This is a genomic window from Saccharopolyspora cebuensis (assembly GCF_039542665.1).
Taxonomy (GTDB): domain Bacteria; phylum Actinomycetota; class Actinomycetes; order Mycobacteriales; family Pseudonocardiaceae; genus Saccharopolyspora; species Saccharopolyspora cebuensis.
Map to the genome: position 1 here is coordinate 173,564 of NZ_BAABII010000003.1, position 21,795 is coordinate 195,358.

22 protein-coding genes are annotated in these 21,795 nt (G+C 72.8%); 16 read left to right on the forward strand and 6 right to left on the reverse strand.

The genetic code is table 11. The annotated features are described in order from the left end of the window. The first annotated feature begins 14 nt into the window (after positions 1 to 14). Both ABD976_RS03620 and ABD976_RS03625 read left to right on the forward strand, forming a co-directional pair. Complete coding sequence (locus tag ABD976_RS03620; protein WP_345357050.1) at positions 15 to 680, forward strand: class I SAM-dependent methyltransferase; 666 nt, start codon at positions 15 to 17, stop codon at positions 678 to 680. A gap of 514 nt (positions 681 to 1,194) precedes the next feature. Continuing rightward, on the forward strand, positions 1,195 to 2,067 hold the full coding sequence (locus ABD976_RS03625) for a hypothetical protein (RefSeq protein ID WP_345357053.1): 873 nt from the start codon (positions 1,195 to 1,197) through the stop codon (positions 2,065 to 2,067). Here the strand turns inward: ABD976_RS03625 and ABD976_RS03630 are convergent. The 5 genes from ABD976_RS03630 to yczE form a co-directional block, all read right to left on the reverse strand. Continuing rightward, complete coding sequence (locus ABD976_RS03630; RefSeq protein WP_345357056.1) at positions 2,064 to 2,198, reverse strand: hypothetical protein; 135 nt, start codon at positions 2,196 to 2,198, stop codon at positions 2,064 to 2,066. The genes ABD976_RS03625 and ABD976_RS03630 overlap by 4 nt on opposite strands. Continuing rightward, positions 2,195 to 3,091 carry a phage minor capsid protein gene (locus ABD976_RS03635; RefSeq protein ID WP_345357058.1) on the reverse strand — a complete coding sequence of 299 codons (897 nt, stop codon included), beginning with the start codon at positions 3,089 to 3,091 and terminating at the stop codon, positions 2,195 to 2,197. Before ABD976_RS03635 ends, ABD976_RS03630 begins: the two co-directional genes overlap by 4 nt. Continuing rightward, entirely contained in the window at positions 3,063 to 4,124 is a 1,062-nt protein-coding gene (locus tag ABD976_RS03640) for a phage portal protein (RefSeq protein ID WP_345357061.1), read from the reverse strand. The genes ABD976_RS03635 and ABD976_RS03640 overlap by 29 nt, the downstream gene beginning before the upstream one ends. Before the next feature lie 220 nt (positions 4,125 to 4,344). Further along, entirely contained in the window at positions 4,345 to 5,076 is a 732-nt protein-coding gene (locus ABD976_RS03645; RefSeq protein ID WP_345357064.1) for a hypothetical protein, read from the reverse strand. Between the two features lie 447 nt (positions 5,077 to 5,523). Continuing rightward, a complete protein-coding gene (gene yczE / locus ABD976_RS03650; protein WP_345357067.1) occupies positions 5,524 to 6,180 on the reverse strand; it encodes a membrane protein YczE in 657 nt (218 codons plus the stop codon). Positions 6,181 to 6,232: 52 nt separating this feature from the next. Between yczE and yczR the strand changes: the two genes are divergently transcribed. Then, positions 6,233 to 7,660, forward strand: a complete 1,428-nt coding sequence (yczR, locus tag ABD976_RS03655) for a MocR-like transcription factor YczR (protein ID WP_345357070.1) — start codon at positions 6,233 to 6,235, stop codon at positions 7,658 to 7,660. A gap of 257 nt (positions 7,661 to 7,917) precedes the next feature. Here the strand turns inward: yczR and ABD976_RS03660 are convergent, their stop codons facing one another. Then, a complete protein-coding gene (locus ABD976_RS03660; protein WP_345357073.1) occupies positions 7,918 to 8,595 on the reverse strand; it encodes a hypothetical protein in 678 nt (225 codons plus the stop codon). A 191-nt stretch (positions 8,596 to 8,786) separates the two neighbouring features. Between ABD976_RS03660 and ABD976_RS03665 the strand changes: the two genes are divergently transcribed. From ABD976_RS03665 to ABD976_RS03725, 13 genes are all read left to right on the forward strand, one after another. Further along, a complete protein-coding gene (locus ABD976_RS03665) occupies positions 8,787 to 9,929 on the forward strand; it encodes a S8 family peptidase (protein WP_345357078.1) in 1,143 nt (380 codons plus the stop codon). A 111-nt stretch (positions 9,930 to 10,040) separates the two neighbouring features. Continuing rightward, positions 10,041 to 10,625, forward strand: a complete 585-nt coding sequence (locus ABD976_RS03670; protein WP_345357081.1) for an RNA polymerase sigma factor — start codon at positions 10,041 to 10,043, stop codon at positions 10,623 to 10,625. Then, entirely contained in the window at positions 10,622 to 11,089 is a 468-nt protein-coding gene (locus ABD976_RS03675) for a hypothetical protein (protein WP_345357084.1), read from the forward strand. The genes ABD976_RS03670 and ABD976_RS03675 overlap by 4 nt, the downstream gene beginning before the upstream one ends. Continuing rightward, complete coding sequence (locus ABD976_RS03680) at positions 11,086 to 13,713, forward strand: CHAT domain-containing protein (RefSeq protein WP_345357087.1); 2,628 nt, start codon at positions 11,086 to 11,088, stop codon at positions 13,711 to 13,713. The genes ABD976_RS03675 and ABD976_RS03680 overlap by 4 nt, the downstream gene beginning before the upstream one ends. A gap of 376 nt (positions 13,714 to 14,089) precedes the next feature. Beyond that, positions 14,090 to 14,422 carry a hydrogenase maturation nickel metallochaperone HypA/HybF gene (locus ABD976_RS03685; protein WP_345357090.1) on the forward strand — a complete coding sequence of 111 codons (333 nt, stop codon included), beginning with the start codon at positions 14,090 to 14,092 and terminating at the stop codon, positions 14,420 to 14,422. After that, complete coding sequence (gene hypB, locus ABD976_RS29585; protein WP_369775097.1) at positions 14,423 to 15,640, forward strand: hydrogenase nickel incorporation protein HypB; 1,218 nt, start codon at positions 14,423 to 14,425, stop codon at positions 15,638 to 15,640. A 46-nt stretch (positions 15,641 to 15,686) separates the two neighbouring features. Continuing rightward, positions 15,687 to 17,078 carry a hypothetical protein gene (locus tag ABD976_RS03695; protein WP_345357093.1) on the forward strand — a complete coding sequence of 464 codons (1,392 nt, stop codon included), beginning with the start codon at positions 15,687 to 15,689 and terminating at the stop codon, positions 17,076 to 17,078. Further along, the gene (locus ABD976_RS03700) at positions 17,075 to 17,581 is read left to right on the forward strand and encodes a hydrogenase maturation protease (RefSeq protein ID WP_345357095.1); all 507 of its coding nucleotides are present in this window, start codon (positions 17,075 to 17,077) and stop codon (positions 17,579 to 17,581) included. Before ABD976_RS03695 ends, ABD976_RS03700 begins: the two co-directional genes overlap by 4 nt. Beyond that, positions 17,578 to 18,618 carry an NADH-quinone oxidoreductase subunit B family protein gene (locus ABD976_RS03705; protein ID WP_345357098.1) on the forward strand — a complete coding sequence of 347 codons (1,041 nt, stop codon included), beginning with the start codon at positions 17,578 to 17,580 and terminating at the stop codon, positions 18,616 to 18,618. Before ABD976_RS03700 ends, ABD976_RS03705 begins: the two co-directional genes overlap by 4 nt. Before the next feature lie 19 nt (positions 18,619 to 18,637). Next, positions 18,638 to 20,416, forward strand: coding sequence for a nickel-dependent hydrogenase large subunit (locus ABD976_RS03710; protein WP_345357101.1), 1,779 nt, complete (start codon positions 18,638 to 18,640; stop codon positions 20,414 to 20,416). Then, entirely contained in the window at positions 20,409 to 20,927 is a 519-nt protein-coding gene (locus tag ABD976_RS03715; protein ID WP_345357104.1) for a NifU family protein, read from the forward strand. Before ABD976_RS03710 ends, ABD976_RS03715 begins: the two co-directional genes overlap by 8 nt. Next, entirely contained in the window at positions 20,924 to 21,535 is a 612-nt protein-coding gene (locus ABD976_RS03720) for a DUF5947 family protein (RefSeq protein WP_345357107.1), read from the forward strand. Before ABD976_RS03715 ends, ABD976_RS03720 begins: the two co-directional genes overlap by 4 nt. A gap of 13 nt (positions 21,536 to 21,548) precedes the next feature. Beyond that, positions 21,549 to 21,758 (forward strand): hypothetical protein, encoded by a 210-nt coding sequence (locus tag ABD976_RS03725; protein WP_345357110.1) that lies wholly within the window; start codon positions 21,549 to 21,551, stop codon positions 21,756 to 21,758. Positions 21,759 to 21,795: the final 37 nt, after the last annotated feature.

Consider the following 21,795-nt stretch of genomic DNA (forward strand, 5'->3'; position numbering starts at 1 on the left):
CGTGAGGCGACCACATGCCGATGCCGATCATCACCGACCGAGCCGCCTACTGGGACCACTACGCCGGCGGTGTGGCTGACCAGGAACGCGAGGCGGAGCTCAAGTACGCCTTCGGCTGGACCCAGTACGAGGGGCACGGCCCCGGCGACGAACTCCTCGGCGACCCGCTGACCACGCTGGAACTGGGCAGCGGACGCGGCAACGCCGTCGCCGCGCTGGCGATCAAGGGCATCGACGCCACCGGCATCGATCTGTCCACCGAGCAGTGCCAGCGTGCCCGGCAACGCTGGGACACCATCCCCGGAGCCCACTTCGTCGCGGGCGACGTCGTCGAGTTCCTCGCCTCCACCCAACGGCGGTGGGACGCGATGTATTCGATCTGGGGAGCGGCCTGGTTCACCGACCCGGAGATCCTGCTGCCCCTGATCCACGCCCGACTGTCGCCAGGCGGAAAACTCGTCTTCAGCCATGCCCCGGCGGTGCCGAACTCCTACGGCATTCAGGGCATGTACGGCAACGGATTCAAGGGCCGCCAAGTGTGGATCTACCGATGGGCCTACGAACCTGACACGTGGGCGGAACTGCTTCGACAGCACGGCTTCCACGACGTCAAACCTCGGGTGGAAGACGCGCCCGAGCCCGGCAACGTCGGAACCCTGATCGTCGAAGCCCGCGCCTGATCACTCGCCGAACCTGCTTGACCGGCATCGACTGTGACGGAGTGATCACGCCGGGTGAGCAGCGCGTGTTTTCGCTGGATAGATACGCTGTCCGCCGTGACTGACGCGCCCGACGACAACGCGGCGCGGGTGCGGCGCCGCTACGGCGACCTGATCGTCGACAACGCCCACCCGGGGCGACCGTCAGCGGTGGTGTAGGTAGCGAGGATGTCCCCGCCACCCTGCCGCCGAAACCGGATGATCTGTCGCCCGTCCGGACCGGGACCGAGATAGACGAGCTCGGTGCCATCGACGTCGACCATCCGCAGACTCCCGGCATGTTGGATCATCAGCGACCCGTCGGAGATCGCCCCGCCCCCGTTGCCGCCAGTTCGGCGGACAGTCGAGACTTCGCGACGAAGTGCGGTGATCTGATCGAGTAGTGATCCGGGCCTATTAACCTGTCCCAAGACGAACGTCTCCTAAGATCTAGCCAGAGGCAACTAGTCTGACTGAAGGGGTGAGGGCGCTGACCTTGAAGGACTATGTGTCGATTGCGTCGCCAGTGATTGCGCTGGTTGCGTTGTTATATTCTCGATACTCCACCCGGATCGCGCGTCAGTCCCTTGGCCTGTCCCGTAAGACAGCGCAGGTTTCTTATGAGGAAGTTGCATCGTCGCGTAAGCCGGCGGCGAGCCTCTTTCTGGATGAGATTGAATATCGGCGAAGCGACTTGGAGACTATGCGAAAGGTCGAGGCGCGCCGGCATCAAGCTGAGTTCGACGTCGACGGCTTAGAAGTAGTGATTCGCGGGCGACTTGTGAATAACCTTGACCAGGAAATACTTTTAACTTGTCGAGATCACCCGCATTCCGGTCGCAGCATTTGGTTTTCTCTCAAGAACGAATCTGTCTTTTATGTCGAGGGGGAAGAGGTTAGGTTGGCTGACGCCGTCCTTCCTGCCGGAAAGGAGGCAACTTTCATGTGGGTTGATCGGCGACCGAAACAAGACTGGATTAACATATACAAGCTTCAAAATAGGAACACATGGGGAGATCGGGAGCTTGAAATACCTCGGCTCTCTTGGTATGAAGTTATGCGCACACTAGTTCGCCGCGAACGGTTGCACCAGGCACGGCAGGGCAAGATCGACCGTAGCGGATTCGACCTAATCTGCGAGCCGCGAACGACCGAACGTGTAGCAACTGTCTGGTTTGCGGAAGTGGTTAGCGTTCCAGTCGAAATAACTGGACGCGACGAGAACGAGCGTATCACTTTTGGTGAGCGTATCGAAACCGTATCCGGACCACTTGATGACAAAACTGTCTATTATAGGGCTCGCTTTGATTCAACCTTGGCGCTCGTCGATGTGCCCAAGATGCGCTACCTGATCGGCCGACAAATCTAGGCAACGTCGTCGAGCAGCCCGGCGACAGTGAGCGTGACCTTCTCGGTGTCCTCACCCGGTTCGAGCGCGAGGTCGATCAACCGCACCCGGGTGTCGACACCACGCCGGTGGAACTCATCCGGCGGGATCACGACGCGGGCGTCGTCGCCGACGTCGAACGAGCCGACGACCGGAGGATGCCCGTGAACTGGCTGTCGCCGCGGTCGAACAGGTCTTGCATGGCGGTCTGGAACAGCTCCCACGGATCGCGCGCCGGATGGCCGCTCACGGTGGTGCGCTCGAAGGTGTGCCGGCAGTTCGGGTGCATCAGCCCGGCGGCGCGGGCCTCCTCGACGGTGGCGGCGACCTCGACGGTCATCGGCTCGCCGGTGAGCTCGTTGTCGACGACCCGCTCGCCGGGCTCATCGTCGCGCGCCAAGATGCGGCCTTCCCACCATGCGCATAGGGCGCATCCGTCGGTGGTGCGGGAGATGGTGACCAGGTCGACGCCGAGCTGGTCCATGCTCGCGAGGTTCCACGAGCGGCCCGCCTTGTCGACGAACCGGGTCACGCCGTCGGCCGCGAGCCGGTCCCACGCCGCCCGTTGCGCGGTGTGGGTGGTGGCGGTGCCGAGCAACTGCCCGGGCGCCGCGGCGGCGATGGCGGTCTGGAAGGCGTCTTGTGCCCAGCGGAGAATCCGCAGGTGCAGCGCGTCGAGCTGGTCGGCATCGAGCGCGCCGAGGTCATAAAGCTGGGCCAGCGCGTGAGCAGCGCCGGCCTGATGGGCGGCGAGCACCGCCTCGGCCGCCGCCCGCCCCTCTTCGCCGGACAGCCCGGCGAGGATGCGCGCGGCAGCAAGCCGCATCTCCCGAGCTGCGGCGGCCTTCTCGCTGGCCCACGTCGGCGTGTCCTGCCCGGCTCGGGCGCGGCGTGCGATGTCGGCGAGCAGCCGGGCTTCGGCCTGGGTGAAACAGGCGAGGATGTCGCGGGCGAGCTGCTCGACGACCTCGGCCGGATCAGCGTCCTCGGGCGGGCTCCAGGCCATCGACGGTGTCCCCGCTTTCTGCGAATCCGCGGAAGGCGGCGGGGTCGGGGACGCTGCGGCCGGTCTCGTCGAGGATGCGTTGCACCTCGGCGGCGACCTCGGGCTCGCCCCAATCGGGATGCACCATCCGCACTCGCACCTCGGCCGAGGCGGACTCGCCGGCGTGCAGCAGTTGCGCCGTACGCGCCAGGGCTTCGGGGTCCGGTTGGGTGCGGTCGGGGAACTTGACGACCGGCGGCGCGGTCACGGTGGCGCCGGTGCCGAACACGGTGCGATCGACGTCGAGCAACGCCGCGCTGATCGACGACAACCCGGCGGCCCAGTAGAGGGATTTCTTCGCCCGGGTCCGCTCGCTGCTGCGTTCGCGGGCGGTGATCTCGGTAGCAGTCACCGGCGCCCCGTCGTCGTGGTCACCGAAGGTCGGCGGCGAGTATCCAGCGGTGCGCAGGATCGCCCGCACGATCTCCTCGACCGTCTCGCGGTGTTCCTGCACCCGGATCGCGAACTGCGTCGCGGTGATCGGTGCGCCGGCATCGCCGCGGGTGAGCATGTTCAACTCCGTGAACACCTCTTGATCGTCATCCCAGCTCGCACTCTGCCCCGGCCCCTGGCTTTGGAGGTAGCCGACCGGCACGAGGAGGCGAGCTTTGGCGAGGCGGACGTCGCGCATCCACGACGAGTACGTCTCGTCGAGCGCGTCGAGCAGCGGCTCGACCCCGTCGAGATCCGACCGGCCGAGCGGGGCGAGGTCGGGCACGCCGCGCCAGTGCCGGGCCGGGCATCGGCGGTCGACCGGGTCGAGCATCGCGTGCGCTTCGAGCTCGGCGTCCCAGACCACCCGCAGGTAGACCGGGTAGACCCCGCCGAGCGCGGCGGCGACCTCCGCACCCTCCAGCAACCCGCTGTGGATAGTCGGGGTGTTGAGGATGTCGTCGAGCCGGGCCTGCGCGCGCGGGTTGTCCACGGTGAGCCGGGGTGGCTCTGAGAACAGCAGGTCAGCGCTTGCGGCGGCGATATCGGCCGCGAGCGGCACATGCAGCCGGGTCCGCCGCTGATCCGGCGGGCTCGGCCGGCCCCAGAAGAATCGGGAGGCCGCTCCGACGAGCCCGCCACGGTACTGGCTCGGCCGGGTCCGCGCCGCCGGTGCGCTGGAGTAGTGGCGGGCGAGCCGGTCGGGGTCGCCGACGTACCAGGCGTCATGCTCGCGCATCCGTGCGGCGGCGAGGTCGAATGGTGCGGGGGCCACGAACCGATCATCTCGTCGTCTCCGTGTTTGTGGGAACATCATTCGATGAGGATTGGCGCGGTCCGAATTGCTTGGTTTCTTTACGTAGCGGTGAATAACCGCACTCCTCGCAAGTACGTCTCTGCCGTGCTTGTCGCGGTGGGTACTGGCGCGCAAGTAGTAGCCGGGCTGAACGACGGGCTCGCGTGGTCGTTGCCCTGGTGTCTCGCCGCGATGTTCGGTGTCGGTGCGGGGACCGTGCTCGCCTCCACGGCCGACCGAGAATGCGAGCTACCTTGGTCTCTTGACGGCTCTGTACCCAAGGTGAACTGGCTTTGCGCCACAGGTTCTCGGTTGTGACGATGGCGTAGCGGCCGGCGTCGAGGCTGTGATCGGCGATCTTGATCGGCTTGTCCTCGCCCTTCGAGGTGGCCTCGTCATCCCACGAGTAACCCGGCGCTTCGGCGATCCACCCGCGGCAGCGGTCCGAGACCTTGAGCCGGTTCGCGCCGAGCAAGCTGGAGACGTCCCGGACGCCGTCGGAGCCGTCGTTGTCGGCGGCCTGGGTCACGGTGCCGTCCTGGTGAAGCTGCACCCGCAGCGACGCCGCGGCCGGGTCGACAACGACCCACGGCGCCCGCGCCCCGCGCTGGCGGGGGTGGTGGTCGCGGTCGAGCCAGTCGCGCAGAGCGGCGGAGAGCTGCGCGTCGGTGAGCCCGGTCTGCAAGTGGGCGCGGTCATGACGCCACTCGTCGACCACGGCGCCACCCCAACCGCTTCGGCCATGACCCCGCCAGCAGCGGCGATCACCGCACCCGCGTGCGGACCGAAATCATCATCAGCCCAGCCCCACGGGCTCCCCGCCAGGCCACGTCAGGCCGGTTCCAAGCCGGTCAAGGTTCGTCATCGCTCGGTACACCTCGGTACTCCTCAGCACTGTTGGTGCTGGTCAGAACACATACCCGAGCGTTCCCGCACGTCCCGTACAGGCCCCGCCTCAAGGGCACCTTCATCCGACTATGCCGGATGAAGGTGCCCCTCACTCATGACGCGATCGGGTGCGCGGACGTCGCGCCGGCGCACGGGAAGTAAGACGCCCCCGCGCTCAACCAGCCTGGGGGTTGCCGGGAGTGCGGGGGCGTCGGGGTCCACCCCTGGGGGTCGGGTGGACGGCGACCATGTTACTTCGTGGTACCCCGAGATGTCTCTAGGGGCAGAGATCTTTTTTCTCCCGCACGACGGCGAAGCGGAGGAACAACTGGGTCAGCGGCCCGATGCCCAGCGCGAAGATCACCGTCGCCACCCCGATCGTCCCGCCGAGCAGCGCTCCGGTCGCCACCACGGCGACCTCCAGCGTGGTGCGGACCGCGCGCACCGAGTGCCCGGTCCGCGCGTGCAACCCGGTCATCAGCCCGTCGCGCGGTCCGGGGCCGAAGCGGGCGCCGACGTAGACCGCAGTGGCCACCGCGTTGAGCACCACCGCGCCGAGCATCACCGGCACCTGCGCGGCGAGCGGAGCCAGCGGCGGGACCAGCGCCAGGGTGGCGTCCACCGACACGCCGATGACCAGGATGTTCGCCACCGTCCCCAGCCCCGGGCGCTGCCGCAGCGGGAGCCAGGCGAGCAGCACGAGCACCCCGGTCAGCACCGTCACCGACCCGAAGGTCCAGCCGAGCCGTTCCGCCAGCCCCTCGTGCAGCACGTCCCACGGCATCAGCCCGAGCTGGGCGCGGACCAGCAGGCCCATGCTGGCGCCGTAGAGCACCAGCCCGCCGAACAACTGGGTGAACCGGAGTGCCGGGCGGGTGCGGATCGGCAGCGCGGAGAGATCCAATCCGGAAGTCGTGGTAGCCACGGACACCATTGCAGTCCGACTGGGCAGCACCGACAAGGTCCAATCCCGCTAGGGTGGACCGGTGAACGGCACGTCGCTCTCCGCCCGGAAGCTGGCGGACCTGCTCGGTGCCTGGACCGGCACCGGGCGACCCTCCTCGCGGGCGCTGGCCGCCGAGGTCCGGCAGCTCGTCCTCGACGGGAGGTTGCCCCCGGACACCCGGCTGCCCGCCGAACGGGAGCTCGCCGACGCCCTCGGGGTCAGCCGCACGCTCGTCGTGCGCACCTTGGAGCTGCTCCGCGAGGACGGGTTCGCGTCGAGCAGGCGCGGCGCCGGATCGTGGGTGCGGCTGCCCGGGGGCGAGCGCACCGGGGCCGCACCCGCGGGTTGGGTGCCGGGCGAGGACCCCGAGGTCATCAACCTCGCGCAGGCCACCCCCGCCGCGCCCGCCGAGCTCCTCGGTGCCGCCCGGCGCGCCCAGGAGCGGTTGCCGGAGCACCTCGGCGAGCACGGCTACCTGCCGCACGGGCTGCTCGCGCTGCGCGCGCGGATCGCCGAGGGCTACACCCGCCGCGGCCTGCCCACCGGTCCGGAGCAGGTGCTGGTCACCCACGGCGCGCAGCACGCGTTCGCGCTGGTGCTGCGGACGCTCGTCGCGCCGGGCGACCGCGTGCTGGTGGAGCACCCGACCTACCCGAACGCGCTGACCGCGATCCACGGCGTCCACGCGCGCCCGGTTGCGGTGCCGATGGCCGAGGACGGCTGGGACCTGGAGCAGCTCGCCGCCACCCTGCGGCAGACCTCCCCCCGGCTGGCCTACCTGATCCCGGACTTCCACAACCCGACCGGTTTCCGGCTCGACGCCGGGGGACGCGCCCGCCTCGGTCAGGCGTTGCGGCGCACCTGCACCACGGCGGTCGTCGACGAGACGCTGGTGGACCTCGACCTCACCGGGCAGCCGCCTCCGCCGCCGATGGCCGCCTTCAGCAACCGGGTGATCACCGTCGGCTCGGCGAGCAAGGCGTTCTGGGGCGGGTTGCGCCTCGGCTGGATCCGCGCGCCGGAGGCCCTGGTGCGGCGGATGGTGCTCGGGCGGGCGGCCGTCGACCTGGGCGGACCGCTGCTGGAACAGCTCGTGCTGGACGAACTGCTCGCCGCGTCGGACGAGGTGCTGGCGCGTCGGCGCCAGGAGATCGCCGACCGGCGCGGCGATCTGGTGGCCGCGCTGGGCGCGCACCTGCCGCACTGGCGCTACCGGTTGCCCGACGGCGGGTTGTCGCTGTGGTGCGACATCGGGGCGCCGGTGAGCAGCCGGTTGTCGGTGGCCGCCGAGCAGCGCGGGGTCCGGCTGGCGCCGGGGGCGCGGTTCTCGGTGCACGGCTCGTTGGAGCGCTGGGTGCGGGTGCCCTGCACGTTGCCGGGGGAGCAGTCGGCCGAGGCGGTGCGGCGGCTCGCGCGCGCGGCCGGATCGCTCCGGGAGATCGGTGGCCAGGACGACCCGATCGTGTGATGGAGTCGTCCGCCGGCACGGCCCCTCGTCGTGCCGGCGGACGACCTCCGCTGCGCCGGGCCCCGGTGCCGCAGGGGCATTGCGGCACCGGGGCGGGCACCGAGCTCGGCGTTCCGGCAGGTCATGATCGGACCGGAAACTGGCTGGTGGTGCCCTTTCCCGAGCAGGCCGGGCGCAGTCGGCCGACTCGGAGCCGGGATGCGTGCGCGACCCCGTGCAGACACCAGGGTCGGGCCAACCGGACGAACGCGCAGGTTTCAGTCGGGTGACGTCGACGGCGCCGCGGCGCTCACGTCGCGCAGGCGCACCGGGGCCGGGCGGACGGCGTCGCCCGCACCCGACCGGATGAGCTCCGGGGCGGGGGTGACGATCGCGACGGCGCCGCGCACCCCACCGGGCGCGCCGCACGCACTGCTGGACGACAGGCTGCTCACCGGGCACGGCGGGCTCACCGGCGCGGGCGGCGGTTCGACGGGGCCCCGGTCCGGTTCCTCCGGCGCGATCGGCGGCTCGACGGTGTCCGGCTCGGCCGGCGCGGTGGGCGGCGCCGGTTCGGGCGCGGTGGTCCCGGTGCGCCGCGGTGCCTCCGCGACCGGAGCCGGGTCGGGCTCGGCGACGTGCCGCCGCTGCGGTGCGGCGGGGGGCTCCGGTTCGACGGCGGCGAGCTCGCCGATCACCTCGACCGGCGCCTCGGTGGGTTCCGCCGCGTCGACGGGTTCCGGCGGTGCGGCGACGTCCGGTGGCTCGAAGGGCGGCTCGACCTCGGGGATCTCCGGAGCGTCGACCCGGACGGCGATGTCCGGAGCGCTGATCTCGGGGACCGCCACGTCCGGTGGTTCCAGGTCCGCCGAGGCGACGCCGACCCCGGCGAACCCGCCGCCGAGCAGGAAGCCGCCGACGACCAGCGCGCGGCGCAGCGCGCGAGAACCCGTCACCGCCACCACCACCTGTCGTCGGACATCGCGCCGGTGCCCGCCGCGGTGATCATCCGCGACCGACGTCCGCGATTCTGCACGGCGGCGGGGTGCGAGGAAAGGGGCCGAACGTCGTCAGATCGGTGGGAACCACGTCCGCGGGACGGCGTGTCCGCAATGGACTGATCGACCGATCGGCAGAGTTCGGCGCCGTGAACGCTGAGCAGACGTGGGGTCTGGACATCGCCGAACTCCAGCGGGCCTGGTCGTCCTACGGGCACGACTTCCTGCTGCACGATCCGGGCGGTCCGGCCGAATCCTTGGTGCGGCGCGGCGAACTCCTCGCCGCGGTGGACGTGTTCGAGCCGGTGCTGGCGCGCTGCCGCCGGTGGGTCGACGAGGTCCGGCACGACGCGGCGGCGGGCGTGTCCCGCGTGCTGCTGCGCCCCGCCGAACGCGACCGGTGCGTGGAGATGGCGCAGGAATCCGGAGGCGCGGCGCACCACGTGCACCTCGGTTCGCCGGTCATGTTCGGCACGCCGGTGATGTTCGGGACACCGGTGATGTTCGGGACCGGCGCGGAGCCCGGGGATGCGGCGCCGCCGTCGCCGCCCGCGCCCGGCACCTGGTCGCCCCGCGTGGTGGTCGACGTGCTCGACACCGGCTGCGACCCGCACCCGTGGTTCCGCGACGAGGCGTGGTTCGAGCCGGTGCCCGAGGTGCTCGACGCCGACGACGATTCCGGGCAGGACCGGCAGGCCGGGCACGGCACCTTCGTCAGCGGTGTGGTGCGCCGCCACGCGCCGGGAGCGGTGGTGCGGGCGCACCGGGTGCTGTCCTCGCTGGGGTTCACCGACGACCTGCGGGTGGTCGCCGGGCTGCGGCGGGCGCGCGAGCTCGCGGCGCGGCGCGGGGAGCGGATCGGTGCGCTGGTGCTGACCTCGGGGTGCCGCACCGCCGACGACCGCTGCCCACCGGTGTTGCGCGCGGAACTGGCGCGCTGGGCCGGGACGGTGGTCGTGGCCGCGGCGGGCAACCACGGCGGGAGCAGGCCGTTCTGGCCCGCCGCGCTGGACTCGGTGGTGGCGGTCGCGGCCACCGGCCCGGACGGCGCGGTCGCCGGGTTCTCCGGCGCGGGCGACTGGGTGGACGCCGCCGCGCCCGGGGTCGACGTGGTCAGCAGCTACGTGCGGATGTCCGGTCCGGACGGCCGGGTCTACGGCTACGCGCGGTGGAGCGGGACGTCGTTCGCGGCGCCCCGGGTGGCCGCCGCCGCGGTGACCGCGCTGCACGAGGGCCGCGGTCCGGCCGAGGCGCGCGCCATCGCCTGCCGGGATTACCCGTTCGGGCGGTAATCGAGCCGGGGCGAATCCACGGGCCCGCCCCGGTCCTCTTAATCCCGCGAAGGGACCCGGAAGGCCGGGTGTCCCACGAACCGCGGTCGGGGACCGGGGAAGGGGGCCGTGATGCGGGAGGTCGGAAAGCGCTGCGCGACAGCGGTTCTGCTCCGCCGCGCGGCGGCAGGGGAGCAGTGGGCGTGGCGCGAGCTGGTGGACCGCCACGAACCCGTGGTGTGGAGCACCGCGCGGGCGTTCACCCACTGCGCCGCCGACGCGGAGGACGTGTCGCAGGCGACGTGGTTGTTGCTCGCCGAGAACCTGGGCCGCCTGCGGTCACCGGAGGCGCTGCCGGGGTGGCTGGCCACCACGGCCCGCCGGGAAGCGGCGCGGCTCACCAAGGCGCGGCGGCGGGAGGCCCCGTTCGGGCTGGACAGCGCGCTGCTCGCGCCGTCTGGTGCGGCGGAGGGTCCGGAGCAGACCGTGCTCCGGTCGATGACCCACACCCGCCTGTGGCGCGCGTTCGCCGAACTGCCGCAGCGCTGCCAGCAGCTGCTGCGGGTGCTCGCCGCGAGCCCCGAGGCCAGCTACGCGCAGATCAGCGCCGCGCTCGGGATGCCGAAGGGCACGATCGGGCCGAAGCGCGGCCGGTGCCTGGCCGAACTGCGCAGGCGCATGGTGGGCGCCGATCTCGCCGGCGAGGTGGCGGGATGAGCGGGCCGCCGGAGGAGCTGCGCGCGCTCCGCGAGATCTTCCAGAGCTGCGACCCGGTGCCGCAGCGCGCGGTCGACGCCGCCTACGCGGCGGTGCGGTTCCGGTCGGGCACGTCGACGTCGGCGCTCGAACTGGTCGCGGACTCGGCCGACGAGCCGGCGCCGGTCCGGTCCTGGGGCCCCGCGTCCCGGGTGCTGACCTTCCTGATGCCCGGGCGCATCGTGGAGCTGGAGCTGGTCCCGACCGTGCCGGGGCTCTACCGGGCGTCCGGGCTGGTGATCAACCGGGCCGGGCAGTCCCGGCCGGGCGGACGCCTCGCGGTGCGGCATCCCGCCGGGGAACGCGCGGCCGAGCTCGACGAGCACGGTGCCTTCGCGGTGCCGGACGTGCCGCGGGGACCGATCAGCGTGGTGTTCCAGGCGCCCCGCTCGGCCCCCGCCATCGCGGATTGGCTGGTCTGTTGAGCACCGGGGCCGCGGTGGAACCGACCACCGAGGCGGTGCTCGCGACGGCGCAGCGCTGGCTCGACAAGGTCAGCACCGCACCGGAGGCGGCGGCCCGCCGGGCGCACGAGTGGTTGTCCTGCGGGACCCGCGATCCCGAGGTGCGCGTGGTCGCCCGGCACCTCGCGGCGCTCGCGGCGGTGGAGCGGGGCCGGGTGCGCGACGCCCGGCGGCACGTGCGGTTGGGCCTGAGCGCGGCGCGGCGGGCCGGGCTGGCCGAGCGCGCGGCGCAGTTGCGGCTGACCTCCGCGTGGATCGAGTTCGAACGCGGTGCCGTCGAGGAGAGCACCCGGCAGCTCGCCGCCGCCGCGGACGCGCTGCCCGCGGCCGAGGTGTTCCGGTTCCGCTGCCTGCGCGGTCTGCTCGCCTGCCGCGCGGACCGGTACGACGAGGCCGTGGCGGAGCTGACCGCCGCGATGCGGCGCCCCGAGTTCCGCAGGCAGCACCGGTGGGCGGCCAACGCGCTCGTCGGGCGCGGCACGGCGCACCTCTACACCGGCCGGTGGGAGCAGGCGGAAGCGGACTTCTTCACCGCGGAGCGGCTGCTGCTGGCCGACGGCAGCACCGCGCGGGCGGCGGCGTGCCGGCACAACCAGGGCTGCGTCGCGCTGCGCTCCGGTGACCTGCCGCGGGCGTTGCGGCTGTTCGAGCAGGCGGCGCCCGAACTGGACCTCGACGCGGTGCCCGAAACGCTGGTGGACCGCGCGGAGGCGTTCGCCGCCGCCGGGCTCGACGCCGAGGCGCGTTCCGCGATGGAACGGGCCGCGACCCGGCTGGAGCGGCACGGCCGGGCGGCCAAGCTCGCCGAGACCCGGCTCGGGCTGGCCGGCTGCGCGTTGCGCTCCGGCGACGTCGAGGCCGCCGCCGAGTCCGCCGCGCTGGCCCGGCGGCTCTTCCGGCAGCAGCGGCGCCCGGCGTGGGTGGCGCTGGCCGCGGCGGTGGAGTGGCGGGCCAAGCTGCTCCGCGAGCGGCCGTCCCGGCACGCGCTGGCCGCCGCTCGGCGGGCCGGTGCGGCGTGCGCCGGGCACGGGTGGCCGGAGGCCGCCGCCGAGCTGTGGCTGACCGCGGCGCACCGCGCGCGGCAGGCGGGTGCGCCCGGGACCGCGCGCACCCTGCTGCGGCTGGTCACCGGCGCGGCGGACCGGACCGGCTCGGCGCGGCTGCGGCTGCTCGGTCGCGTCGCCGCGGCGCGGCTCGCCGAGCAGGCCGGCGACCTGCCCGGGCTGTTCCGCACGTGCTGGTCGGGGTTGCGGGAGGTCGAAGCCCACGCCGCGGCGCTGGGCGCCTTCGAGCTCCGGGTCCACGTGCTCGGGCTGGCCGAGGAACTCGGCGAGCTGCTGGTGGGCGCCGCGCTGCGAACCGGCGACCCGCAGTGGGTGCTGCGCTGCGTCGAACGGGCCCGCACGGGTGTGCTGCACCGGCGGTCCCCGGCGCCCGCGGCCGACGCCGGGTTGACCGCCGCGCTGGCCGACCTGCGCGCGGCCGTGGTCGGCACCCGCACCGCCCCGGACCGGCACGCGGAGCACGAGGCGGTCGCGGCGCTGGAGGGGCGGGTCCGCCGCCGCGCGCTCCTGGCCGACGGCGGTGCGCCGGGGTCCGGCGGCCGGTGGTGCCTGGACGAGGTGGTGGACCGGCTCGGTGGCGCGGTGCTGCTGAACCTGTTCGCGCACGGCGACGCGCTGCACGCGCTCGTCGTGGCCGACGGGGAGGTGGCGCTGCACCGGCTCGGTTCGGAGTCGGGCGCGGAGCAGCGGTCCCGGCGGCTGCGGTACTTCCTCGCCCGCCGGGCCGAGCTCGGGGCGCTGCGGTTCAACGACGCGTACCGGGCCGGTGCCAAGCGGATGGCCGCCGAGCTCCAGGACCAGCTCCTCGGCCCGGTGCTGCCCGCGCTGGTGCGCGGTCGGCCGCTCGTCGTGGTGCCCACCGGACGGCTGCACGCGCTGCCGTGGGCGGCGCTGCCCGACTGCCGGGGCCGCCCGGTCACGGTCACCCCGTCGCTGCCGGTGTGGCTCCGGGCCGCCCGGGACGCGCGGGCGGCCGATCCCGATGGGGACCAGGTCTGGATCGCCGGCCCCGGGTTGGAGCACGCGGCGCAGGAGGTGGGGTCGTTGCACCGGGCGTCCGGCGGGACGCTGCTCGTCGGACCGGACGCCACCGCGGCGCGAGCGATGTCCACTGCGGACGGTGCGGCCACCGTGCACATCGCCGCGCACGGCCGGTTCCGCGACGACCGGCCGCTGCTGTCCTGCGTGGACCTCGCCGACGGACCGCTCTACGCCTACGACTTGGACCGGTTGCCGCGCGGTCCGGCCACGGTGGTGCTGTCGGCGTGCGAAGTGGGGCAGTCGGCGGTGCGCCCCGGCGACCAGATCAGCGGGCTGGCCGCCACCCTGCTCGGTCGCGGGACCGCGACGGTCATCGCGAGCGTCGTTCCGGTCCCGGACGAGCGCACCGCGGCGATGATGGAGACGCTGCACTCCGCCCTGCGCCGCGGGACGACGCCCGCCACGGCGTTGGCCGCGGCGCAGGCGGAGCACGGCGAATCCGGCTTCCTCTGCATCGGGTACGGAGGTGAGCGCCGCTGAGACGAGGCGATCGCGGACCGCCGCTCGGCGGGCCGTCGGGGGAGCGCCCGCGGAAGGCCCGGCCCGGAACCTGTTCCCCCGGTGCGCCGGGGCGGCGGCAGCCGTGCGCGGCCACTTGCTGCGCACCTCGCACCGAGGTCACCGCAACCCTTTCGCGCGGTGAGTGCCGCCACGGTCCGGCGGGGACGATGAACCGCCGCTCCTCCCGGTGGGCCGGGGCGCGGAAACGTTCATCAATCCGCGTGGTCGATGACCATCCGGCCCGACGCCGAGTCGCGGACCCATCAGCGCGGACCTACGGTCGGGTTCCTCGGTTGGCCGGAGCGCGAACGGAATTCGCGGTTCCGGGCCAAGGACCTCGGTACCGGGAGCGCGGATGCACGAGCTCGCCATCACCCAGAACATCGTCGACACCATCGTGGAGCGCACGGACAGCGCGGAGATCCTCGCCGTCCACATGCGCATCGGCAAGGTCGCCGGCGTCGTTCCGGACGCGGTGCGCTTCTGCTTCGACCTCGTGGCCCAGGGGTCACCGGTGGCCGGTGCGCGGCTGGAGATCGACGAGCCACCGGGCCGCGCCCGGTGCCGGACGTGCGGGGACGAGTTCGCGGTCGAGGACCTGGCGCTGCTCTGCTCCTGCGGCAGCACCGAGGTCGCGGTGATCGGCGGCGACGAACTGTCGGTCACGGCCGTGGAGGTGGCGGCGTAGATGTGCGCGACGTGCGGATGCGACGAGGACGCCCAGGTGCGGATCAGCATCCCCGCCGGTCCCCGGCACGCCACCGGCCACCCCGGTCGGCACGACCACGAGCACGCGCAGGACGGCGTGCTCGGGTCCGACCACGCGCACCGGCCGGACCACGCGCCCGCGCCTGACCACGCGCACGATCACGGACATGCTCGCGCGCACGAGCACAGGCACGACCACGCGCACGGCTCACGAGCGCACGGACACGGCGAGTGCGATCACGCGCACTCCGACCACGCGCACTCCGACCACGCGCACCCCGAGCATGGGCGCGGCGAGCATGGGCGCGACGGGCACGGCGAAGGGAACCACGTCCACCGCGGGCACGAGGACGACTCCCGCGATACCGCTGCTCGCGCCCACGCCGACACCGACGCCCGTGCCGACACCGCCGCCCGCGCCGATGGCGCGGCGCGCGACGGTGCGGCGTTGCGCGTCGAGGGGCGTGCGGGGATGCCGCCTGCGCGGCACCGCAGGCCCCGGGCGTCGCGCAAGGTGAGCATCGAGCAGGACGTGCTGGCGAAGAACGACGCGCTCGCCGCGGCGAACCGGCGCGACCTCGCCGAGCGCGGTGTGGTGGCGGTGAACCTGATGAGCTCGCCCGGCGCGGGCAAGACCACCCTGCTGGAGCGCACCATCCGCGAGCTCGGCGGGACCGCGCCGATCGCCGTCGTCGAAGGCGACCAGGAGACGCAGGTCGACGCCGAGCGCATCCGCGCCGCCGGTTGCCCGGTCGTCCAGGTCAACACCGGGTCCGGGTGCCACCTCGACGCCGAGATGCTGGCTCGCGCGGTGGTCGCGCTCGATCCCGGGCCGGGTTCGCTGCTGTTCGTCGAGAACGTCGGCAACCTGGTCTGCCCGGCGCTGTTCGACCTCGGCGAGACCCGCCGGGTGGTGGTGATGTCGGTGCCCGAGGGCGCGGACAAGCCGATCAAGTACCCGCACATGTTCCGCGAGGCGGACCTGGTGCTGATCAACAAGGCCGACCTGCTGCCGCACGTCGACTTCGACCCGGTTCGGTGCGCCGAGCAGGTCAGGCGGCTCAACCCCGGTGCGGAGGTGCTGCTGGTGTCGGCCACCACCGGCGAAGGACTGCCGGAGTGGTTCGGCTGGTTGCGCTCCGGACCGGGCCGTCCGGTCGCGGCGCCGCGCGGTGCCGCCGGGCCGGCGGACGGGTGATCACTGTGGACCAGCGGTGCTGGAGGAGGCGGGAGTTGTGGTGAGGATGGCCAGCCCCGAGCCGGTCGAGGACGTCCCGGACGGATTCGCCGCGGCGCAGTCCGTCGCCGACGCGGTGCTCTACGAGGGCTACCTGCTCTACCCGTACCGGCGGTCGTCCGGCAAGAACAAGGTGCGCTGGCAGTTCGGCGTGCTCGCGCCGCCCGCGTGGGTCCGGGCGCAGGGCCCCGAGCGGCCGAGCGTGTCCGGGTCGGCCGATTCCTGGCGGCAGCGGACCGAGTGCCTGCTCGAAGCCGCCCCGGGTGCCCGGGTCCGGGTGCGGGTCCGGTACCTGCAACCGCAGCACCGGTCGGTGCAGGTGCGCGGGCCCCGCGGCGGGTTCACCGAGGTCGACGCCGCGGACGTCGGCGGCGAGCGGTACCTGACCTTCGACGAGGCCGTCCCCCGGGAATGCGACGTCGAGGTGGACGTCGACGCCCTCGCGGCGCAGCCGCACGTCGAGGTGGTCGAGCAGGCGGGCGGCGAGTCCGTCGAAGCCCTCGACGACGACACCCGGATCGTCCGGCGGAGCCTGCCGCTGTCGGCCGTGGTGCGCGTGTCGGTCGCCGACGCGGAGGCCCCGTTCCGGCTGCGGCTGCTGCGCGTGGAGGTCGAGAACGCCGCCGAGGACGTGCCCGCCGGGGTGCCGCGGCCCGAAGCGCTGCGCCGCTCGCTGGTCGCCGCGCACACCCTGATCGGCGTCCGGGGCGGGTCGTTCCTGTCGCTGCTCGACCCGCCGGCCTGGGCGTCGGTGGCGGCGCGGCGCTGCGCGAACCTGCACACCTTCCCGGTGCTGGCGGGCGAAGGCGATTCCCGCTCGGTGGTGCTGTCCTCGCCGATCATCCTCTACGACCACCCGGAGGTCGCGCCGGAGAGCCCCGGCGACCTGTTCGACGCCACCGAGATCGACGAGATCCTGTCGCTGCGCACGCTGACCCTCACCGAGGAGGAGAAGCGGGAGGCCCGGGCCACCGATCCCCGGGCCGCGGCGATCCTGGACCGGGTCGAGGTGATCCCGAAGGAGGTCTTCTCCCGGCTGCACGGCGCGGTGCGCTCGGTGCGGCCGGTCGAAGACGGCACCGACGAGCCGCCCTGGTGGTCCCCGGAGGGCGAGGCGGCGGTGTCGCCGGAGTGCGACGCCGTGCTGGTCGACGGCACCCCGGTGGCCCGTGGGTCGCGGGTGCGGCTGCGGCCCCGGCGCAGCGGCGGCGACGTGCACGACATGTTCCTGGCGGGCCGCACCGCGCGGGTCGAGGCGGTGTTCCTCGACGTCGACGACGCCCGGCACCTCGCGGTGGTGCTGGAGGACGACCCGGGCGCCGACCTGCACCGCTGGTACGGCCGCTACCACTACTTCGCGCCGGAGGAGATCGAGCCGCTCGACGGGGCGCCGTCGTGACCGGGCGGACCCTGATCGCGGGCATCGGCAACGTGTTCCTCGGCGACGACGGCTTCGGTGTCGAGGTCGTGCGGCGGATCGACCCGGCGCTGCTGCCCGGTGGCGTGGACGTCGCCGACTTCGGCATCCGCGGGCTGCACTTGGCCTACGAACTGCTCGGCGACCGCTACGCGACGGTCGTGCTGGTCGACGCGGTGCCGCTGGACGGTCCACCCGGGACGCTCGCGGTGCTGGAGGTCGATCCCGGCGAGGACCGCGCCGCGGCCGCCGTCGACGCCCACGGCATGACGCCGGACGCGGTGCTGGCGCTGCTGCGCGGGCTCGGCGGCTCGCTGGACCGGGTGGTGGTCGTGGGCTGCAGGCCCGCCGAGCTCGGCGAGGGGATGCGGCTGTCCGGACCGGTCGCCGCCGCGGTCGACGACGCGGTGCGCCTGGTCCTCGACGTCGTGGGCGGGGCGGCGGCCCTGCAGACCACCGGGGGAGAGCGGGGGGACGCGACATGACCGAGCGGGACCGGGGCCTCGACGAGGTCCACGTGCTGTGGATCTCGGAAGGCATGAGCTGCGACGGCGACACCGTCTCGGTGACCGCCGCGGCCCAGCCGCCGATCGAGGACGTGGTGGCCGGGCTGGTGCCCGGGCTGCCGACCGTCCACCTGCACAACAAGGTGCTGTCGCCGACCGTCGGCGGCGAGGAGTTCCTGGCCCCGTTCCGCGCCGCCGCGCGCGGCGAGCTGGGGCCGTTCATCCTGGTGATCGAGGGTTCGATCCCCAACGAGAAGATCAACGGCGAGGGCTACTGGACCTCGTTCGGCAACGATCCCGAGACCGGCCAGCCGCTGACCCTGAACTGGTGGATCGACCGGCTGGCGCCGCGGTCGTGGGCGGCGGTGGCCATCGGCACCTGCGCCACCAACGGCGGGATCCACGCCATGGCGGGCAATCCGACCGGCTGCATGGGCCTGGCCGACTACCTCGGCTGGGACTTCACCTCCAGCGGTGGCCTGCCGATCGTCAACGTCCCGGGCTGCCCGGTGCAGCCGGACAACTTCATGGAGACGCTGACCTGGCTGCTCCACCACGCGGCCGGCTCCGCGCCCCCGCCGCCGCTGGACGAGCTGCTGCGCCCGCAGTGGCTGTTCGGCAAGACCGTGCACGAGGGCTGCGACCGCGCCGGGTACTACGAGCAGGGCGACTTCGCCGGGGACTACAACTCGCCCAAGTGCCAGGTCAAGATCGGCTGCTGGGGACCGGTGGTCAACTGCAACGTCCCCAAGCGCGGCTGGATGGGCGGTATCGGCGGCTGCCCCAACGTCGGCGGCATCTGCATCGGCTGCACGATGCCCGGTTTCCCGGACAAGTTCATGCCGTTCATGGACATGCCGCCGGGCGGCAGCCTCTCGTCGATGATGGTCAAGCCCTACGGGGCGTTCATCCGGCGGATGCGGGGCATCACCAACAGGACCGTCAACACCGAACCGAAGTGGCGGCACAACCGGGAAGCCCTGACCAGCGGCTTCGACCCGGCCTGGCGTCCCTGACCCCGAGAGGCGACCTCAGATGACGGCCAAGGAGCAGCAGACCGGCAAGCTCGTGGAGATGTCGTGGGACCCGATCACCCGCATCATCGGCAACCTCGGCATCTACACCAAGATCGATTTCGCGAACCGGCGCGTGGCCGAGTGCCACAGCACGTCCTCGCTGTTCCGCGGCTACTCGATGTTCATGAAGGGCAAGGACCCGCGGGACGCCGGGTTCATCACCAGCCGGATCTGCGGCATCTGCGGGGACAACCACACGACCTGCTCGGTGTACGCGCAGAACATGGCCTACGGCCTCAAACCGCCGCCGATGGCGGAGTGGATCGTCAACCTCGGCGAGGCGGCCGAGTACATGTTCGACCACACGATCTTCCAGGACAACCTGGTGTTCGTGGACTTCTCCGAGGCGATGGTCAAGCAGACCAACCCCTCGGTGCTGGCGCGGGCGGAGAACACCGAGGCGCCCGGTGCGGCGGTGCACGGCAAGCGGACCATCGCCGACATCATGCGCTCGTTCAACCCGTTCGAGGGCGACTTCTACAAGGAGGCGCTGCAGGTCTCGCGGGTGACGCGGGAGATGTTCTGCCTGATGGAGGGCAGGCACGTGCACCCGTCGACGGTGTACCCGGGCGGCGTGGGCACGATGCCGGAGCCGAACCTGGTCACCGACTACCTCACCCGCCTGCTGGGCATCCTGGACTTCGTCAAGAAGTCGGTGGCGATGAACGACGACATCTTCGACTTCTTCTACGAGGCGCTGCCCGGCTACGAGGAGGTCGGCAGGCGCCGGGTGCTGCTCGGCTGCTGGGGCGCCTGGCAGGACCCGTCGGTTTGCGACTACCGCTACGACACGATGACCGACTGGGGCCGGGCGATGTACGTGACGCCGGGCATCGTGGTGGACGGCGAGCTGATCACCACCGACCTGGTGGACATCAACCTCGGGATGCGCATCCTGCTCGGCAGCTCCTTCTACCAGGACTGGGTGACCGAGGACCCGTTCGTCACCCACGACCCGCTGGGCAACCCGGTCGACATGCGGCACCCGTGGAACCAGACGACGTTCCCGGACCCGCAGAAGCGCGACTTCGGCGACAAGTACAGCTGGGTGATGAGCCCGCGCTGGTACGACCGGCGCACCGGCGACCACCTCGCGCTGGACACCGGCGGCGGCCCGTTCGCCCGGCTCTACACCACGGCGCTGGCCGGGATCGTGGACACGCCGTACGTGCGCTCCACCGGCCGCAGCGTGGAGATCTCCTTGCCGAAGAGCGAGAAGCTGCCGGAGATGACGCTGGAGTGGCGCATCCCGCCGTGGTCCAACGCGCTGGAGCGCGACCGCGCCCGGGTCTACTTCGTGGCCTACTCGGCGGCGATGGCGGTGTTCTTCCTGAAACGGGCGATGGAGGGCATCCGCTCCGGCGACACCAAGGTGTTCACCGACTTCGAGGTCCCCGACGAGGCGATCGGCTGCGGGTTCCACGAGGCGGTGCGCGGGGTGCTGTCGCACCACATGGTCATCAAGGACGGCAAGATCGCGAACTACCACCCGTACCCGCCGACGCCGTGGAACGGCAGCCCCCGCGACAGCTTCGGCACGCCGGGCCCCTACGAGGACGCGGTGCAGGACATGCCGATCTTCGAGGAGAACGGCCCGGACGACTTCAAGGGCGTCGACATCATGCGCGCGGTGCGCAGCTTCGACCCCTGCCTGCCCTGCGGCGTGCACATGTACCTGGGCAACGGCCGCAACATCACCCAGCAGCACTCGCCGATGCTGGGCGGCCAGCATGGCTGAGCGGGTCGACGACGCCGGGGTCCGGGAGCGGCTGGCCCGGATCGACGAGCTGCTCGGCCAGGTCGAGCAGGCGCCCGGCCCGGCCGCGCGGATCGCGCTGGACGCGGTGTCGGCGCTGGCCGAGGTCTACGGCGAGGCGCTGGCCCGGGCCGTCGAGCAGGCCGGTGCCGCGCGGGAACCGCTGCTGGCCGACGAACTCGTGGGTCACCTGCTGGTGCTGCACGACCTGCACCCGGATCCGCCGGAGCGGCGGGTCGCCCGGGCGCTGGACGCGCTGCGGCCGGAGCTCGCGGCGCGCGGCGTCGAGGTGGCGCTGCTCGGCGCCGCGGACGGCGTCGCCTCGGTGCGGCTCTCCGGCGGCGGCTGCGGCTGCTCCTCGGCGGAGGCGGAGGAACCGGTGCGCGCGGCGGTGCTGGCCGCGGCACCGGAGCTGGCGGAGGTCCGCTTCGACGGCGCGGCCGAGGCGGCGTTCGTGCCGCTGGACGCGCTGCGGCCCGGGGCGGCCGGGTGAGCGCGGGGGCGCTGCGCCGCGCGCTGCGCCGACCCTCCTCGGTCCGGGCCGCGACCGAGCAGCGGTGCGACCTGTGCGCGGCGGACGTCCTGGCGCGGCACCGGCACGTGCTCGACGAGCGGCGCGACGAGCTGCTGTGCGTCTGCCAGGCGTGCGCGCTGCTGTTCCACCGGGACGCCGCCGGGCGCGGTCACTACCGGCTGGTGCCGGACCGGCACCGCCGGGTGCCGGAGCTCACCGACCTCGGCATCCCGGTGGGCCTGGCCTACTTCGTCGGCCACGACGACGGCACCGCCACCGCGCACTACCCGAGCCCGGCGGGCGCGACCCGGTGGGAGGTCGACCCCGCGACGTGGGAGGGGGTGCGGCAGCGGTGCCCGGAGGTCGCCGGGCTCGCGCCCCGCGTCGAAGCGCTGCTGGTCAACACCGCGCGCGGCGCCCGGGAGCACTGGATCGTGCCGATCGACACCTGCTACCGGCTGGTGGCGCTGGTGCGGGCGGAGTGGCGCGGGCTCTCCGGCGGCAGCCGGGTGTGGCCCGCGATCGACCGGTTCTTCGCCGACCTCGCCGACGGGCGGGACAGCCCGCTGCGCGGCATCGGCGGCTGAGAGGAGAGCAGGGATGGGCGAGATCAAGCGGGGCAGGCCCGACGTGCGGATCGACGCCTCGGCCCACGTCGAGGGCGTGGCGCAGGGCAACGCGGAGGGCTCCTACGACGAGCAGCCGGGCCACCACGAGGACGGCACCGCGGACGCCAGGAGGTCGACCGGGGTGAACCCGTCGAAGCACGACGCGGCAAGCCCGGAAATGCCGAACATTTCTCCTGGTTGAGGGTTCTTCTCGTCGGGACGGTGTTGGTGGTCCGGTT